This window comes from Bifidobacterium erythrocebi (genome assembly GCF_012932675.1).
Classification (GTDB): domain Bacteria; phylum Actinomycetota; class Actinomycetes; order Actinomycetales; family Bifidobacteriaceae; genus Bifidobacterium; species Bifidobacterium erythrocebi.
Genome location: NZ_JAAIIF010000018.1, coordinates 152,011 through 168,963, shown reverse-complemented (window position 1 = coordinate 168,963; position 16,953 = coordinate 152,011). Strand labels below are relative to the sequence as shown.

Genomic DNA, 16,953 nt, shown 5'->3' with positions numbered 1-16,953 from the left:
CGCCGCATCGGGCTCGTTCATCAAGGCTTGTTCCTGGCCTATGGTCTTCCTTCTGCGCTCATTGAAGCTCATTGAGAGCCGTATCGACGCTGATAAAGGCAAAAACGCGAGGAAACGTCGATATATGGCCGTCGGAATCGCGAAAATCGGCAGTGTAATCGGTGTAATAGGGGGGGGAGTGAAAAAAGAGGGGTACAAGGGAAGGAAAGAGAGGGAATGAAGGGGAAAAACGAAGGGAAAACAGTGGAACAAGACGCAAACAACTGGTTGTGATTTACCAGAGGCATAGGTATGGCCCTATATGCCCTTACGTCACCCCTTATATGGCTATGATTCAGCCTTCTGCGGGGCGAAGAAGTCCGTGCATCCATAGGGAGAGCGGCTATATTCCGGGCATGCATAGGGCGAAACCCATATTCGCGATCTCTAGGGTAAAACGCCGGTAGCGCACATGCCGGAAGCATAGGGACAGGCCGCACTTTCGCCGTCAATCGCCGTTGATTGCCGTTGATTGCCGTTAGTTGCCGTTAGTTGCCGGTCATCACCAACAGTCGAACCTCCAGCCGCCAATGCAACAGCCGCCAATACAAAAAAGGGGTCGGGAACGTCAATCGCTCCAGACCCCATTCATACAGGACACCTATAGGTCACAGGCCCATAATCGAAGCTACTTGGTGAACAGATCCGTTACCTCGATATAGTCGTACTCGCCTTCATCGCTGGCGTTATTGGCACCATCGGCCTTGCCCGAGGACGTATTGCCCTCATCGCTGCCTTCGTCGCCGAACGGCACATTGTCGATGTTGCTATCAGACCATTCGTTCTGCTTGGACGTCGGATCGTTCGAATTGCTGTTGGCATGCATAATGGCCAACGCGATGCCAAGCGCCAGCAACACGACCACGGCCGCCACGGCCACCACCACGGTTGCGGTGGTGTATTTGCCGAACAGACGGGTGTCCGCAAGATCGTCGTCCTCGCTGCCTGTTGTGGCGGGCTTGGCCTGCGGGGCGAAGCTCGGAGGCTGCTGCATGGACGTGCTGGCGGCCTGATGCGTTGCTGGGTACGAGGCCGGATACGAGGGTGCCGGCGGCACGACCGGGGGCTGGGCTTCCGGGGTGCTGCTCTTGGCCGGCATATCGCTGAGACGGATCGCCTGGGTCGGGGAATCGGCATCCTCGAAGACGGGGATCTGGGTCGTCATATCGAACTTGCCGGCACCGGAGCTGATCTCGGAATCGGCCTGGAAGGAGAAGTCCTCGAACAGGTCGGTATTGCTGTATTCCTTGGCATTGGTGTGCTTGGACGGGCGGTTCAGACGCTCCTTGAACGCCTCCTCGCCTTCCTGGCCCTTGTGCCACACGGCGGAGATCGTGTTTTCGGTGGACGTGGCGAGCTTGGAAAGGCTCTCCTCGCCCTTGCGCCGCAGCTCGGACTCGTTGCTGGGCTTGGAGCTTGCCGTGCGCGGCTGGGGCGTATGCTCGATGGTCAGTTCGCGCAGCTTCTCCGTGGTGATGATGGCGGAGGGAAGATCCGCAAGCGTCTCCTTGTCGATGGGAACGACCTCGGCGGTGACGATGGAGCCCTCGCCGGCGGCGCTCGGCAGGGCGATGTCCTGCGTCGGCAGTTGGGCCAGCGGGATCCAATCGCCCAGCAACGCGGTCAGCTCGCTGAGCGAGACCATCGGAATCGTATGGTTCGTGCCGTCATCCATTCCCAGGCCGCGCATGATGATCATGCGGAACTCGCTGGGAACGGAATCGTTCAGCTTGCGAAGATCGAAGGTCATATCCTTCGACGACGGCGTCTTGGTAAGCAGGGAGTACAGCAGAGCCGCCAACTGGCGGATGACGAGCTGATCGCCCCGTACACGGTCCTCGGCCTGCGTGGGTTCCTCCAGCATGGACGCGATGGCGGTGTCCGCGATTTCCAGACCGTTGGTGGAGATGCGGAGCGTGGCGGTCGACAGGCGGGGCGTGTGCAGGTTGCCGGCCAGGGCCGCAGCGCTGCCGATGATGGAACGAATCGCCTCGTAGCCCAGGATGCCGCCGGACTGCCCTTGGAGATAGTCGGTAAGCGACAGGCCGGATTCGATGTCGGTGATCAGCACGGCCGCATTGCCGGCCTTACGGAACTGTACGACGTGGGTGAATCCCTTGGTACGACCCAAGGTGGATGCCGCCGCGGCAACATGCTCCAGATATTGCGTGGCGGTGAGGATGAACACCTGGCAATCGCGTGCCATCACGCGGTCGTTGGCCTTCCAAGCTTGGATGCCAGGTTCGTCGCGCAACAGTGCAATCAGTGTATAGCGATTGAACAGGGTGTCTCCCAGCTGAGGCTTGGTCATGTTCTCGACTCCGATTTGCGCAGATGAATGCAACGCCGAATGCGTTGACGCTGGTGTCATTTTAGCTGTGGGACTGGTCGAAATCACGGCTGGCTCAACAGTTGTTTGTGATGTTTTGGTGGGGGATGCGTCGGCGGCTGGCATGTCCGCTTCCTGCGATGCTTCGGAATCGGGCTCGGCGGCTGTCGCTTGCGGTTCCTGGGCCGCAGCGTCGAACGAGGGAATATCCGGTACGGGAACGGTGCCGGTGATTTCGGAGGGCGCGTCGATCACTTCGGCCGCCGCGTTTGCAGAATCGGATTCCGCATCGGCCGGCAGCAGGTGGAAGCGACGTGCCACGGAGGCGAGGATGCTCGTGAATTCCCGGCAGCGCAGGATGATGAGCATGCCGGCGTATACGACCACCATGATCACCGCCAGAATCGCGCAGAATGCGATCGCCTGGAACCAGTTCAGTCCCATGATGCGGTTGCCTTGCATATCCGCACGCAGCAGGGCGAACAACGGATCGGTGAACAGCTTGCCGATCGCAATGGTCACGATCATGGCGACCAGCGCCTTGCCATAGGTCACGGCGATGCGTCTGCCGTCGATGCTGCCGCCGAGCCTGCGGCGCAGCATGACCACCAGCATCGGGAAGCTCAACGCGTAGCCGACGGTGATGGACAGGCCGACGCAGATGGTCCAGTCCTTCGGTGGCAGCAGCGACATGCAGGTGAGCGAAAACGCGATCTGGATGATGTTCATGGCCAACTGGAACAGGAACGGGTGCTTGCCGTCCTCGAACGCGAAGAACGTGCGCTGGATGAGCAGGTAGGCGCTGGTCAGCGGCAGGCCCAGCACAAGCGCCATCATGGGGCCGGCGATCAACTGCGCCTCCTGGATTCCCACGCTCGGCAGCAGCGCGATGATGATCGGCACCGGCATGACCAGATAGGCCGCGGTGAAGAACATCATCAGGATGCCGACGTTACGCAACGCCTGGCTCAGATCACCACGCGCCTCGTCCAGATTGTTATCCGCGACGGCGCGCGAGATCTTCGGGAAGATCGCCGTTCCGATCGACACCGCGATCAGCGAGTACGGAAGGATATACAGCGTGAAGGCGTTTTGGTACGAGCCGTTGCCCGCGATGCCGTACAGGTCGTGACCGGCGAACGGGGCGCCGTTGGTGATGCGGGCGTTGACGATATTGGCCACTTCCTGAACGCCCATGACGCCAAGGCTCCATGCCGCCACCGGGCCCATGGAACGCAGGCCGATGCCGCGGATGCCCCATTTCGGCTTGTATCTGAACCCCAGACGGATCAACGGAATGAACAGCACCAGCGCTTGGAACGCCACGCCGAGCGTCCATGTGCCTGCGGACAGCATGACCTTCTCCGTGGTCCAGAACGACATGGGTTCATGGCTCGCGCGGCCGAACAGGCAGAGGAACACGACGAAACCGGCGCAGCTGATGATATTGGCGCCGACCGAACTCCACGCGTACGTGGCGAAATCGTCCTTTGCGGCGAGCAGCTGCCCGAGAAGGGTGTACAGGCCGTAGAAGAAGATCTGCGGCATGCACCACAGGGTGAAGGAATTCACCAATGCGCGCTGCGCGGGCCCCCAGCTGGAATTCAGGTACAGCATGGTGAGCAGCGGTGTGGCCGCCATCATCAGCAGCGTCATGGCCAGCAGCAGCGTGATGGCCACGGTGATGAGCTTGTTCAGTCGCTCATGCGCGTCGGCCATCTTCAGCGTGCGCACGATCTGCGGAACCAGCACGGCGTTGAAGATGCCGCCGGAAATGACGGTGAACAGCACCTGGGGAATCATGGCGCCGGTCTGGTATGCATTCGCCGCGATGCCGGTGGTGCCGAGGCAGGCGGCGAGCAGGATGGTGCGGATCTGGCCGGTGATGCGCGAGGCCAGCGTTCCGGACGCCATGATCAGGGAATTACGGCCGACACTGGAACTCATTCGTCAGGGTCCTTTTTTCGATGGAATTGGCGCCAGAGTCCAAGCAATCCAAGGACCACTGCCGCGGCGATGATGATGAAACCGGTCATATCGCTGATCTTCAATATGCAGGAAATGGCGGTCTGCTGCGCTTGCCCGAACTGAACCCCCGCGCGGTCCTCCAACGTGATGGATGTCATCGCCGAGCCCGATGTGGCGGCCCTCAGGCGGAACGTCGCCTGGGCCTCGCCATGGGCCGGCACGGTGATGGTGGTTCGTCGGGAGGTAGCGATCTCCGACGAATCGGTGATCGAAGAGATGGTGACCTCGGCCGGGAAAGGCGTGCCGTTGCTGACCGTCACCGGCATGGTCGCCGTTTCAGAAACCATGGTGATGGCCTCGGACGGGGTGAGCGCGATGCTGTTGAGCAGGGCGCCGGAAAGCCGCTGCGCGCCGGAGACCATGGCATTGGGCAATGCCGCATTGGAATCGTCGGCGGTGAAGGCCCGCAACGCCATGGCGCTTTGGGCGGTGAGCATGCGGTTGATCCACGCCTCCTGACCGTCTGCCGCGCCGTCATCGCGCTGGTCGCGGGACGTGGCGGGCTTCATGATGTTATTGCGGAACTGGACGATGCTGTTGCGGCTTGCCGTAAGCGCCGCGATGGCGGAATCCGTCACTGCGGCGTCATCCTTGTCGATGCCGCTTTCGCTCGGAATATCGCTCTGCGTGATCTCGTCGGACGCTTGCGGGCTGGCCTGGCAGAGCGTCGCCAGATCGGTGGCCTGCAGCCAGGGGGACGATTCGACCGCGCTCATGAAGGAATCCAAGGTCGAGGAACTGGCACCGAAACCGAAATTGACCAGCAGATTGCGCTGCGTATACGGCTGCTCCATCTGGTAGAACGCGCTTTGCGCGACGAACCGCGCCAAACGTCCCGCCTCGCTGCGCTCCGCACGCGCCTTACGACTGGTGGCGGTGCCCTGCGCAAGCTTGCTCAACTCGCGCTGCTCGACCAGCACGGTGACATCTCCGGCATCCGTGGAGACCACATTGGTGCCGGTACGCACGGTATCGCTGCTGGAAGCCTCGAAATCGGCGGTGGAGATCACCGTGTCATACCCGTGACGGCGTGCCTCGGTGAGCGCCTGCAACGTCCAATGCCCCTTGCCCTGCCACGCCACAGTGGCGATGTCGGCGGTATTGCTGCCGATCGCGCTTCGGTACTGCGACACGGCGGCCGCAGTGCTCCACATGCTGCTCTCCACGCCGGCCCCGGTATAGCGCTGCGCGTTGCTTTCCGCCGCATACGCGGTGATATCGAACGCCGCGGGCTGCATCAGCGCGGACACCTTCGGCGGCAGGCTCAATGCGTCGAGATACGTGGGGTCGGCGACGACCTGCAGCATGGCATGCCTGGACAGCACGTTGTTCAGCGTACGGTCGAACCGCGCGTGATTGTCTTCAAGCGCCACGGCCGACGATCCGTTCGTACCGTCGGCATTCGTTCCGTTGGCGCTCGCGGTTCCGTTCGCCGTCTTGCCGTTCCCGGAATCCGATTCGACCGGATCCCTCACCATCGAGGCCAGCGTATCGTCCGATATCTGCCAGTGGCCGCTCGACAACGGCGCCACCATCGTGATCTGCATGGCCGGCGTCTGCGCCGCGGCCAGGCCGGCCGAGGAACGCGTCAGGAAGCTGCGCAGCGCCTCATCCTGGCCATCATGCGTGTAGATTGCCAGCAGCGGCTTGGGACCCCATGTCACGATGCTTTTCAGCGCTTCGTTATCGGCCTTGGCGTCGATGGTCGCCGTCGTGCTCTGGCCGGGGGCCAGGGCCGGCACCGCAACGGAACCGAGCTGGTTCGGCGCGGGGATCATGTTCTGTGCCTGCGCCCACTCCTGCATATCGGTGCGCGAGGTGAACGTGTACTCGGAATTGATGTTCAGCGACAGCTGCCCTGCCTGCCACTGCTGGTCGTCGGTATTGGTGATCGTGACCTTGAAATGGTAGCCGGACGTATCCGTGACGACCGAGGTCGCCTCGTCCAGCGACAGCACCTGCTTGTGCTGCGTGCTTGATTGCGTTGTGGTCTGCGCCTGTGCCGCCATGGCCTGCGCCGGCATGCAAGCCAGCCCACAGGTGATGGACAGCACCGCGCTGAGTATACCGATGATGCTGCGGCGCAGCATATGGGGGGCGTTTTGGCTCACGCTTCCGCCTGCCTGTTCATTTTTTTGGCATAAAGCCACACGATTTTCCGTTCATTAGGATAACTGAGCACGTCGTCCAGATCCTTGAAATCCACCCAGATGGCATCTTCCGCCTCATGGTCGGGATCGCCTTCCACCGTAAGGCTGCCGCCGATCTGACGCAGCGCGAAGTGATGCACCAGCTTGTGCACGCGCTGCGAGGTGCCGGTGAACCAGTAGTCGATGGTCGCGATGGAATCGATGATCTCGCCCAGAATGCCGGTCTCCTCGTGCACTTCGCGCACGGCCGTCTGCTGAGGCGTCTCGCCCTTTTCGATATGCCCCTTCGGCAGGCACCATTCCAGGTGTCCGCTGCGCGAATGACGTGCGATGATCGCCACACGGCCCTTGTCGTCGAACACCAGGCCGCCCGCCGAATACTCGCGTACGACCGGCAGCTCCTGTGCGTCGAGCGAGGCGAACGTCGTCGGACCGTCCGTGGTGCGCTTCTGCGGCATCATGGCCGGCGTGGGGCCGCTGCTTACGTGCGTGGAAGCCACCGTGGCGATGGCGGCGAACGCGAAATCATCGCTGCGACCGTTGGCGGGAGCGGACTGCGACGTCCACAGCGGGCGCTCCTCGCCGGGGTGGTTTTGGGTATGGTTATCCGCGTCATCGTCGGCATGCTGAAGCATGCGGGCCAGGTCCGCGGGAGTAATCATGCTTCCTACCTTACTCAAACCCGTGTGGATATAGGGTAACGGTTATGCTTGTTGGCAGTAAAAAAGACATGATGGGAAAGGTTCCGCGTGAATTTCGAAGTATGGCCGGAGGCCATGGAACTGGGAGAAATGTTCGCCGCCGAAGGCTATGAACTGGCTCTGGTCGGCGGGCCGGTACGCGATCTGCTGCTGCATCGGCGCAGCCACGACCTTGATTTCTGCACGTCGGCGCGCCCCGAGCAGTTCGAGCCGATCCTGCGCCGGTTCGGGCATGACGGGTTCTGGGATATGGGCCGCAAGTTCGGCACGCTGGGGGCCATGCGCCGCCGCCCCGACGGCACCGAAGTGCAGGTCGAGGTGACCACGTACCGCACCGACGCGTACAACCCCGATTCACGCAAGCCCGAAGTGGCATACGGCGATACGCTTGAAGGCGACCTGTCCCGCCGCGACTTCACGGTGAACGCCATGGCGTTGCGCGTGCCGGAACTGGAATTCGTCGACCCGTTCGGCGGTGCCAGCGACCTGGCCAAGGGCATCCTGCGCACGCCGGTCGACCCGAGGCAGTCGTTCGACGACGACCCGCTGCGCATGATGCGCGCGGTGCGTTTCGTGGCGCAGCTGGGCTTCAGCATCGAACCGGAAACCGCCGAGGCGATGTACGACATGACCGATCGCATACGCATCGTCTCCGCCGAACGCGTGCGCGACGAACTGGTCAAGATGCTGCTGTCCGACAGGCCGCGCGCCGGCATCGAGGCCCTGGTCGAATCCGGGCTTGCGGACATCGTGTTCCCGGAGATCCCCGCGCTTGAACTGCAGATCGATGAGCATCACCGCCATAAGGACGTGTTCGAGCACACCATGATCGTGGTCGACCGTGCAGTGGCGCTGGAAACCGACGATGACGGCCCGGTGCCGCGCCCCGACCTGACGCTTCGTCTCGCCGCGCTGATGCACGACATCGGCAAGCCGAAGACCCGCCGCTTCGAAGCGGGCGGCAAGGTGAGCTTCCATCACCATGATGTGGTCGGCGCGAAGCTGACCCGCAAGCGTCTGCGCGCGCTGCATTTCGACCACCATATGGTCGAGGACGTCAGCGAACTTGTGAACCTGCACCTGCGGTTCCACGGCTACGTGGACGAACCGTGGACGGACTCCGCGGTCCGCCGCTACGTGAAGGACGCGGGCCACCTGTATGAGCGCCTGAACCGCCTTACCCGCGCCGACGCCACCACGCAGAACCGCCGCAAGGCCATGGTGTTCGCCAGCGCCATGGACGAGATGGAGGAGCGCGTGCGCGAGCTGAAGAAGAAGGAGGACTTCGACGCGATCCGCCCCGACCTCAACGGCAACGAGATCATGGATCTGCTGGGCCTCGAACCCGGCCCGGTGATCGGCAAGGCGTACAAGCACATGCTGGATTACCGTCTCGATAACGGGCCGGTGGAGCATGATGTGGCCGTGGCCGAGCTGCGGCGCTGGTACGCCGAGCAGCAGGGTGAGCAGAGTCAGAAGGTCGACTGAGCCCGGTCTGAATGGCCTGGACGGCCTATGAACGACGAAGGGCCGCTCCCGAATGGTACGGGAGCGGCCCTTCCTGTCGCTTGCGGACTGAATCGCAGGTTCAGCCGGCCAAGCGATTCCGATCAGTTGACGGCGGTATGCTCGGACGCCTTCGGCAGGCCGGCCTTCTTCAGCTCGTCGACCGTCTTGCAGCCCTTGAAGTCCTTGATGGTATCGCCCTGCTTCTTGACTTCCTTCTCCTTGTTCAGGTCGTTGAACGTGGCGCCGATCACCACGTCGACCAGACGATCCTGACGGTCGTCCATCACCATGACGGCATCCTTGAAATACGCGTTGAGCGTATAGGCCGGATTGATGGCGTTCACACCGAAATAGATCGTGGTGCGGGTGACGTTGGAAGTGGGGTAGTTGTCGATCGTCACCACATTGAACTGGCGATCCTGCAGCGCCTCGCCCACGGCCTTGGCCAGTCCGGCGAACTCGGTGCCGTTGCGCACGCGCACGGGCACGGTGTTGTTATCCGCCCACTTCATCGCGGTGCCGTCCTGGTTCTTGGCGGCGCAGGGAACTGCCTGGCCGTAATTTGGCTGGACGACGCTTTTCGAATGCGGCTCCACATCGATGATCTTGAAGGAAATCAGGCAGGAAACAACCAGCGCGATCACGAGGATCACGGCTATAACGGTGAACACCGTCTTCTGACGGCGACGAATATACGCTTTGCGGGCTGCACGTTCGTCATACGGCTCAGTCATTGCGTTTTTCCCTTCGCTTCGAAATGCTGTTTCACTGTATCGCGTCACCGTGACGCGTGATGGACGGTACCGCCGGTGCGCTCGCCGCGATGATGCGGTCGACGCAGGAGCCTTGTTTCCACGCCTCGACAACGGCCTGACGGATGGCCGGGGTGGGGGTGAATGCGACGACGGACGGGCCCGAACCGGACACGAAGGCATGCGATGCGCCTGCCTTCAGCGCGGCGTCGATGGCCTGACCGCTGCGGGGATGAAGACTGACGGCGGCCTTCTGTAGGTGATTGGCATCGCCCTCGCCGGCCCCGATCTGGTCGAACGCGGCGTAGACCTCCGGTGTGCTCAGCTGCGACTGGTAGGCACCCACCACCAGCGAACCCGCATAGCCCTGTGCGCGAAGATCCGTGGCCGTGGGCGAATCGGGCGCGAAACATTCGATGCGCTCGCCGTATCCGGTGCCGCGTGCATATCCGCCGGTGACGCAGAACGGCATGTCGGCACCCAGCGTCGCGGCCACCTGCCGCAGGCGTTCCGCTGGCCAGTGCAGATCCCACAGCTCGTTCAATCCGAGGATCGTGGCGGCGGCATCGGCCGATCCGCCGGCAAGTCCGCCTCCCACCGGAATGCGCTTGGTGATGGACAGTCCCACGTTCGGTTCGCGGTTCGCGGCCTTGGCCATGGCGAACAGGGCGAGTACGGCGTGATTGCGGCGCATATCCGCCTGCGAGGAGGCCAGATCGCCCAGATGCGTGCCGTCAAGTTCCAGCGAGAACCCCGTGTCTGCGGGCTTTTCGGTGACTGTGACGGTATCCGTCAGGCTGATGGCGCAATAGATGGTGTCCAGCTCGTGGCGGCCCGCCCACTCCTCGCGCGGTTTGCCCACGGCAAGGGTGAGATTCGTTTTCGCCGGGCATTCGACGACGACGCTGCGGGGGGATTCGCTCATGAGCGCTTCTCCTTGTTTGCCGCGTTCTTCGGGGTTTCCGCGCCTTCCACGGCTGCGGCCAAGGCCGTGAACTCGTCGATGGTCAGCGTCTCGCCGCGCCTGGTCGGATCGATGCCGGCCTTGGCGAACGCCTCGGCGGGAACGACCTTCTTCAGAGCCGCGTGCAGGGTCTTGCGGCGCTGGCCGAAGGCGGCATCGATCAGCGAGAAGGTACGTGCGCGCAGCTCCTGCGGGCGTGGCGTATCGAAACGCTGGAAATGCACCAGTGCCGAATCGACGTTCGGGGCAGGCCAGAACACGTTGCGGCCGATCGTGCCCACGCGCTTCGCCTCGCCGTACCAGGCGAGCTTCACGCTGGGGGTGCCGTAGATCTTGTTGCCGGGAGCCGCGGCCAGACGGTCGGCGACCTCCTTCTGCACCATGACCAGGAAGGAATCGAGATTATCGAAGCGCTCCAGCAGCGTCAGCAGAATCGGCGTGGCCACGTTGTACGGCAGATTCGCCACGAGCGTGAACGGCTTGCCGTCAGCGAATTCCGGTAGCGTATCGGGGCCCACGGTGAGTGCATCGCGGTTGACGATGGTCAGGCGGCCGGAAGCGTCCGGCATGAACTCCGCTACGGTCTGCGGCAGGCGTTCGGCCAGCGGCGGATCGATCTCCACCGCGGTCATGGTCGCGCCCGTCTCCAGAATCGCCAGCGTCAGCGAGCCAAGGCCCGGTCCCACCTCAAGCACATGCGTGGAGGCATCGACGTGCGCCTCGCGCACGATGCGGCGCACGGTGCCCGGATCGATGACGAAGTTCTGCCCGAACTTCTTGGTGGGGCTTACGCCAGCCTCGTCGGCGATGCGGCGGATGTCGGCGGCACCGAGCAGGTGCGCGGCGGATGCGGTATCGGAAATGTCGGTCATCGTAAAGCCTTCGATCAGTACCAGTTATGCTGCAGCCAATATTGTTTGGCCTGGCTTGGGCTGCCATAGCGTCCAGCAATATAGGTCAGACCCCAGTCAATCTGCACGGCGGCGTCGTCCCTATAGCCGGCGCCCATCTTATCGGGTGGCAGTGCCTGCGGAATGCCGTATGCGCCGGAGGAGGGGTTCTCGGCGTTCCACATCCAGCTGGACTCGTGGTTCCAGATCCAGACCAGGGCGTCCCAATCCGCGCCGGTCCAGCCGCGTTGCGCCGCCGCGGCGGCCGCGTAGGCCTGAGCCTGTGCCGGGCTGGGGTGCCAGAGGCGGCCGCTGGTGGAGGTGTTGTTCTGGCTGTTCTGGTTGTTTTGGCTGTTCTGATTCTGGTTCGATTGGTTGTTGTTCTGCTGGTTGTTTTGGTTGCTGCTCTGGTTGTTGTTTTGATTGTTTTGATTGTTCTGATTCTGCGACTGGCTGTTCTGCTGTTGCTTCTTGTCGCTGTCGCTCTTCGTGCCGGTATCGGATGTGCCTGAATCCGTCTTGGTATCCGTCTTGCTGTCCGCCTTGGTATCAGTCTTGGTATCGCTCTTGGCATCCGAAGCGCCGTTTGACGTATCGGACTTGCTGTTCTTCGACGTGTTCTGGTCATTATCGGACTTACTGTCGGAATCGCTGTTCGACGTACCATCCGACTTGCTGTCGCTGTCGGACTGCGCGGGCTTCGCCGGCCCGACCGCCACGATCTGATTCACCGACGCCTTGGTGGTGGTCTCGCTGTCCAGCGTCTCGCTTGCGGCCACGCCGTCGACGTATGTCACGTTGTACACCTGCTGGAGCTCGCCGTTCTCGCCCTGCTGGCGGATCGCCGTTTCGCCGGGCTGCAGCGAGGAATCCTCTATGGTCTGCGTCTCGAACGGTACGACCTTGGTGCGCGTCTCCTGGCCATGCGTCACGCGCTGCACGCGCAGAATGGTCTGCGAGCCCTGCTCGGTCACGCTCACCTTGTCTTCCTTGCCCACGGTGATGCCCTTGGCATCGAGGATCGAGGCGGCGGGCAGCTTGCCGTTGGGAGCCTGCGAGCTCTTGCCGTCGGCGATGACCGTGACCGGTCCCTTCTTGTTGATCACCATGCCGCCGGTGAGCTGCTTGTACACGTTGTCGATATTGACGGTGATGCTGGAGGCCTTGCTTTCGTTGGCCTTGAAGAAGCCGATGAGCTGATCGGCGCTGTCGGCGACCGTCCAGAACGGGATCTCCTCGCCATCGACGTTCACGGTGGTCTGGTAGGCGTTGCGTACGGTGACGACCGCATGATCGGTCAGAGTGCCGCCGGACGTGGATTTCACGATGTCGTGCGACCGTACGGCGATGTGCTGCTCCTGCAGCAGACGGTCGACGGTCATGGCGTATGTGGTCACCGTGGTGGTCTTGCCGTTGACGTTCAGCGCTACGGCCTTCCGTGTGGTCAATGCGAACGTCGCCACCGCCATCGCGGTCACCGCGATCACACAGACGACGACGCGGACGCGGCGCAGCATCATAAACCGTTGCGGTGTCCATCTGCGTGCCATACCAACCTCTTTCCTGACTCGCCAACGGCTGACTCGCCGCCGGTGGCGTATCGGGCATACTAGCGCCCAATCCTAGTGGCTGCGGCTGAAGTTGCGGTTGGCGGGAACCAAGTACAAGCCATTTCCCCACAAAAAATCCCCCGCGCCAAGGCGGGGGAGAAGTAGAAAGAGGGGGCGGGAGAGAAGGGGAATGTTCCCGCCCCCTCTAGGGGCAGAGCAATTTAGGGGGACGCTCCTGCCCCATTAATGGAAGGGCCGATTTTAGGGGGTGAGGCCCTTCACTCTTACTCGCGCGACGTGTTGTATATACCCCAGTCGTACGCTCCCCTGTGTGGGGAGAGAGCCTCTTGTCGGGATCGAACCGACGACCTGCCGCTTACAAGGCGGCCGCTCTGGCCATCTGAGCTAAAGAGGCGCGTGCGCTTGCGCACACAGACACAGAGAAGCATATCAGTTCCGCTGGAATGAAACGCGTATCTGCGTCTACTTATCTTATTTGCCTAGTACCTACTTACTTGTCGGCAGAGGGCGCGATGGGCTTGCCGTTCTCGCCGATCGACGGCATGGTTCCCTCGACGCCCACCTTGTTTTCCTCGATGCCGAGAGCCGCAAGCAGACCGGACTTGGTGTCGGAATACACCGACTGGGACTGGTTCATATCCCAGAACTTGCCGTTGATCGTGATGGTCGGCGTGGTCATCTGACCCTTGAGGTCGCCGCTCTTGTTCCACAGTTCGCTGCGCTTCGGGGTGTACGTGTCGATGGCGTCCAGCCAGGCGGTGTACTTGTCAGTGACGGCGGCGTCGGCGACCTTCTTCGGCACGCCAGCCTTGGTGGCCTGCTTCTTCATCTGATCGTCGGACGTGGTGACGCCGGAGTTCTCGGCCGGCTGGAAGTCGTCGGCGTACATGTTCGAGATGAAGCCGAGGATATGGTTCGGGTTGTCGTCATGCTCGGTGATGTACAGCAGCATGTTCGCGGCGCGGGTGGAATAGTTGTCGCTGCTCCAACGGTCGCCGAACGACATGGGGTGCAGTTCGAGATTCAGCTGGCCGGCGTCGAGCATCTTCTCCAGCGTGGGGTCGACCAGGCGGTTGAAGCTACCGCAGCCGGAGCACATGAAGTCCATGTAGACGGCCACCGTGGGCGCGCCGCTGACCTTCTTGTTCACGCCGTTCTTCGAGAGCAGAATGCCGCCCTTGCTGTTCGCGGTGGTCGGCTTGTTCTTCACCTTCTGCAGCTGGTCGTACGCCTGCTGCACGGTCACGTTGCTGCTACTGCTTTCCGAGGACTTGCTGTTCTTCCAGGGCTGCCAGATCGAGAGCGCGATCACCGCGATAAGGACCACGATGACGCCCAGAACGCATGCGCCGATGATGGTCTGCTGGCGGCGTTCCTTGGCGGCACGTTCGGCGGCCGCCTTCGCCGCGGCTTCGTTGGCTGCACGGCGTTCGGCACGGGATTGACGGTGATTGTCCTTGTTGGACATGCGTGCTCCTTTGTCTTGAGATTCGCTCCGTGCCCAGTGTAGCCCACAGAACCTTGAAAACGATGCCAGGCATCGGAGCGTAATTCAGCTTGATTGTATTGCAGGCGAGGGGACATCGCGTCCTGCACGTCCGCCGGTCAGTACGCCTGCGCCAAGACGGAGTATCGGCGCCTTGGGCCAGAACGCCGTCAACATCCACGTTCCCGCAGCCGCGCACGCCACAGTCAGGCCGGTAAGCGTGAAGGGCCCGTCGACCAGGTAGGGAAGCTGATGCGGCCAAATGTCGCCGATGAACACCATCTGCCAAGGCAGGTGCAGCGCCAGCACCGCGATGACGATCACGATGACATCGATCAGCATGAACAGCACGGTGCGAAGCAGAGCATGGCAGGCCGCGCGCACCAGATGCCAAGGCAGCTGCAGTATGCGCACGGCCGTATCCGACCCCTTGCGCCTGCCGCCGCGCTTACCCTCACGCTCCAGCTGGGATTCGGTGCTGAACCCCACCGTCAGCAGCACCCAGAACAGCAGCAGCGCCGCCGCAGGGCCCGCAAGCGGAGTGAACAGGGCGGCGACCGCCGGAATGACGGCCGCGAACACCAGCGGAACCGTGCTGCGGGCAAGGTAGCGGCCGCGCTTGATATCGGCCGGATTGGCCTGATACTGCGGCTGCTGTGTTTGCGGCATCGGTTGCGGTGCCTGCGCCATCGGACGTGGGAACGGCTGCTGCTGCGCTGCCGGGGGAGCGGGGCGGACTCCAGGCCAAGCTCCAGTCCGGGCCGGTTGCGCGTATCGCGGCATCCGCTGCGTTGCCTGCTGTGCTGCCTGCCGTGGCGTCTGCTGACCCTGGCCCATCCGCTGCGCCAAACCCGGCATGACCGCGGTCCGCGCGGTTTCGATCGGCGTCGTCATCGCAGGCATTACGCGTGTGGAAGCGGCGTCGCCCGCCGTCGCGGAAGTCAGCGGCCGGGTCGCCTGTTCCGGGCCCATATGGTCGCTGGGAAGCGGCACAGTGCACTGCCCGGGCGACAGCGCCATGGTGGCGGCGACGAACCCAGGGTCCGCGCCATCGGCGTCGGCGTCGACAGTATCCCAATCGGCACGCAGATTACCCGGCTGATTACGCTGCGCAAGCCGGTTCAACGCCGCCGAGCGTCGTGGTGTAGTGTCGCCTGCCTGCCCGGATTGCCTGTTCTGTCCGACCTGCCCGGTCTGTCCGGTCCGCCCGGCCTGCGATGCAGGCGCACGCATGCCCTCGGGGAGCGGCACGTCAAAAGGGCGCACCACCTCCGAAGCGTCCGCGCCATTGGTCGAATCGAACAGATCATCGGAACCCGACGTCTGCCAGGCGAATGGATTCAACGCATCCAACGCAATGGCATGCAACAGCTGATCGGACGTGCAGCGCTTACGAGGATCAGGATTCAGCGCACTGCGGAACGCTGCCAGCGTATTGGGTGGCAAACCGGCAAGATTCGCATTGCCCGACGCGGCACGCTCCAGTACTGCCATCATCGGCTTCGTGCCGAACACCGGCGACCCCGTAGCGGCAAACGCCAGCACCGACGCGGTGGACCACCAGTCGGTCGTCTCATTGGAATCCGCGCCATCGATGATCTCCGGCGCGATGAAGCCCGGCGTGCCCATGACCAGACCGGTACGGGTCACATGGCTCTCGTTCTCGCCCATGGCAATGCCGAAATCGACCAGCACCGGCCCCGTGGCCGAGATCATCACATTGGTCGGTTTGATATCGCGGTGGATGATGCCTGCCGCATGCACCGCGCTCACCGCCTCGATCAGCTTGCGCGCCAAGCGCTCCAGATCATTGCCCACATACGGGCCGTTCGCGGCGACATCCTCCTTGAGATTCTTGCCCTCGATCAGCTCGGTGACAATGAACGCCACCGCATCGTCCAACTCCATGTCGACAATGCCGCACACGCCCGGATTATGGATCTTCTGCAAGGCCAGAGCCTCGCGACGCAGGCGCTCGCGCGCGGGAACATTCTCCTTGAGATTCGGGTCGCGCGCATCGCGCGAATCGCTTTCGTCGGACAGGGAGTCGCGCAGGATCTTCATCGCATAGATATGGCCGCCGTCATCATGCACCCGCCATACCGAACCCATGGCACCCGACCCGAGACGGGATATCAGGGTGTATCCGCCCACCACATCGCCGGATTCAAGATTCAACGCGCTTATTTCGCTCATGGCCACCAGTCTATATGCCCTCCAGTCTTATGCGGTGGGCGGCCCCGGCGGGAACGCACTGCGTTTTCCGGCATTAATCGCCGTGGCCGTACAGCTCGTTGGCGCTGAGGAAACGCACCCGGCCGGCATATTTGTTCCGGGTGGCCTGTGAAACGGGACGCTAATGTAGCTGTACTTAAGTTAAGTACAGCTACATTAGCTGATTCACTGTCGTCAAGGTTCCAGGGGCTGGTAATGAGCACTATGCGATGATTCCATCAAATCCGCTACAAGGATTGGAAAAGTGAAGCGTGGGCTCAAGCGGGTCCGTTTTGCCGACAAACTCGTTTCCTGCGGCC

9 protein-coding genes, 1 tRNA gene and 1 pseudogene are annotated in these 16,953 nt (G+C 62.5%); 1 reads left to right on the top strand and 10 read right to left on the bottom strand.

Going from position 1 to position 16,953, the window contains the following annotated elements; translation table 11 throughout:
* Positions 1-667: 667 nt before the first annotated feature.
* The 3 genes from G1C98_RS09005 to G1C98_RS08995 are packed head-to-tail and all read right to left on the bottom strand — an operon-like array spanning position 668 to position 7,208.
* Positions 668-4,315 carry a murein biosynthesis integral membrane protein MurJ gene (locus G1C98_RS09005; RefSeq protein WP_169080865.1) on the bottom strand — a complete coding sequence of 1,216 codons (3,648 nt, stop codon included), beginning with the start codon at positions 4,313-4,315 and terminating at the stop codon, positions 668-670.
* The gene (locus G1C98_RS09000; RefSeq protein WP_169080864.1) at positions 4,312-6,507 is read right to left on the bottom strand and encodes a DUF6049 family protein; all 2,196 of its coding nucleotides are present in this window, start codon (positions 6,505-6,507) and stop codon (positions 4,312-4,314) included. Before G1C98_RS09000 ends, G1C98_RS09005 begins: the two co-directional genes overlap by 4 nt.
* Positions 6,504-7,208, bottom strand: coding sequence for an NUDIX hydrolase (locus tag G1C98_RS08995; RefSeq protein WP_169080863.1), 705 nt, complete (start codon positions 7,206-7,208; stop codon positions 6,504-6,506). Before G1C98_RS08995 ends, G1C98_RS09000 begins: the two co-directional genes overlap by 4 nt.
* Before the next feature lie 87 nt (positions 7,209-7,295).
* Here G1C98_RS08995 and G1C98_RS08990 point away from each other — a divergent pair, with 87 nt between their 5' ends.
* The gene (locus tag G1C98_RS08990; RefSeq protein ID WP_169080862.1) at positions 7,296-8,735 is read left to right on the top strand and encodes a CCA tRNA nucleotidyltransferase; all 1,440 of its coding nucleotides are present in this window, start codon (positions 7,296-7,298) and stop codon (positions 8,733-8,735) included.
* 122 nt (positions 8,736-8,857) lie between these two features.
* On the opposite strand, the gene G1C98_RS08985 is transcribed toward G1C98_RS08990, so the two are convergent.
* From G1C98_RS08985 to G1C98_RS08955, 7 genes and pseudogenes are all read right to left on the bottom strand, one after another.
* Complete coding sequence (locus G1C98_RS08985) at positions 8,858-9,490, bottom strand: LytR C-terminal domain-containing protein (protein WP_169080861.1); 633 nt, start codon at positions 9,488-9,490, stop codon at positions 8,858-8,860.
* 31 nt (positions 9,491-9,521) lie between these two features.
* Positions 9,522-10,433 carry a 4-(cytidine 5'-diphospho)-2-C-methyl-D-erythritol kinase gene (locus tag G1C98_RS08980; protein ID WP_169080860.1) on the bottom strand — a complete coding sequence of 304 codons (912 nt, stop codon included), beginning with the start codon at positions 10,431-10,433 and terminating at the stop codon, positions 9,522-9,524.
* Between the two features lie 86 nt (positions 10,434-10,519).
* A pseudogene (gene rsmA / locus G1C98_RS08975) lies at positions 10,520-11,335 on the bottom strand (16S rRNA (adenine(1518)-N(6)/adenine(1519)-N(6))-dimethyltransferase RsmA); the annotation flags it as partial.
* Positions 11,336-11,358: 23 nt separating this feature from the next.
* On the bottom strand, positions 11,359-12,912 hold the full coding sequence (locus G1C98_RS08970; protein WP_169080858.1) for an aggregation-promoting factor C-terminal-like domain-containing protein: 1,554 nt from the start codon (positions 12,910-12,912) through the stop codon (positions 11,359-11,361).
* Positions 12,913-13,253: 341 nt separating this feature from the next.
* Positions 13,254-13,327 (bottom strand) — tRNA-Thr (locus tag G1C98_RS08965).
* Positions 13,328-13,423: 96 nt separating this feature from the next.
* Positions 13,424-14,401 carry a DsbA family protein gene (locus tag G1C98_RS08960; RefSeq protein WP_169080857.1) on the bottom strand — a complete coding sequence of 326 codons (978 nt, stop codon included), beginning with the start codon at positions 14,399-14,401 and terminating at the stop codon, positions 13,424-13,426.
* Between the two features lie 84 nt (positions 14,402-14,485).
* The gene (locus G1C98_RS08955) at positions 14,486-16,624 is read right to left on the bottom strand and encodes a serine/threonine-protein kinase (protein ID WP_169080912.1); all 2,139 of its coding nucleotides are present in this window, start codon (positions 16,622-16,624) and stop codon (positions 14,486-14,488) included.
* Positions 16,625-16,953 lie beyond the last annotated feature (329 nt).

Excerpts from the sequence above, each read along its gene's own strand:
- G1C98_RS08960 (WP_169080857.1), bottom strand. The coding sequence starts at position 14,401 with ATGTCCAACAAGGACAATCACCGTCAATCCCGTGCCGAACGCCGTGCA.
- G1C98_RS08995 (WP_169080863.1), bottom strand. The coding sequence starts at position 7,208 with ATGATTACTCCCGCGGACCTGGCCCGCATGCTTCAGCATGCCGACGAT.
- G1C98_RS08985 (WP_169080861.1), bottom strand. The coding sequence starts at position 9,490 with ATGACTGAGCCGTATGACGAACGTGCAGCCCGCAAAGCGTATATTCGT.
- G1C98_RS08970 (WP_169080858.1), bottom strand. The coding sequence starts at position 12,912 with ATGGCACGCAGATGGACACCGCAACGGTTTATGATGCTGCGCCGCGTC.
- G1C98_RS08980 (WP_169080860.1), bottom strand. The coding sequence starts at position 10,433 with ATGAGCGAATCCCCCCGCAGCGTCGTCGTCGAATGCCCGGCGAAAACG.
- G1C98_RS09005 (WP_169080865.1), bottom strand. The coding sequence starts at position 4,315 with ATGAGTTCCAGTGTCGGCCGTAATTCCCTGATCATGGCGTCCGGAACG.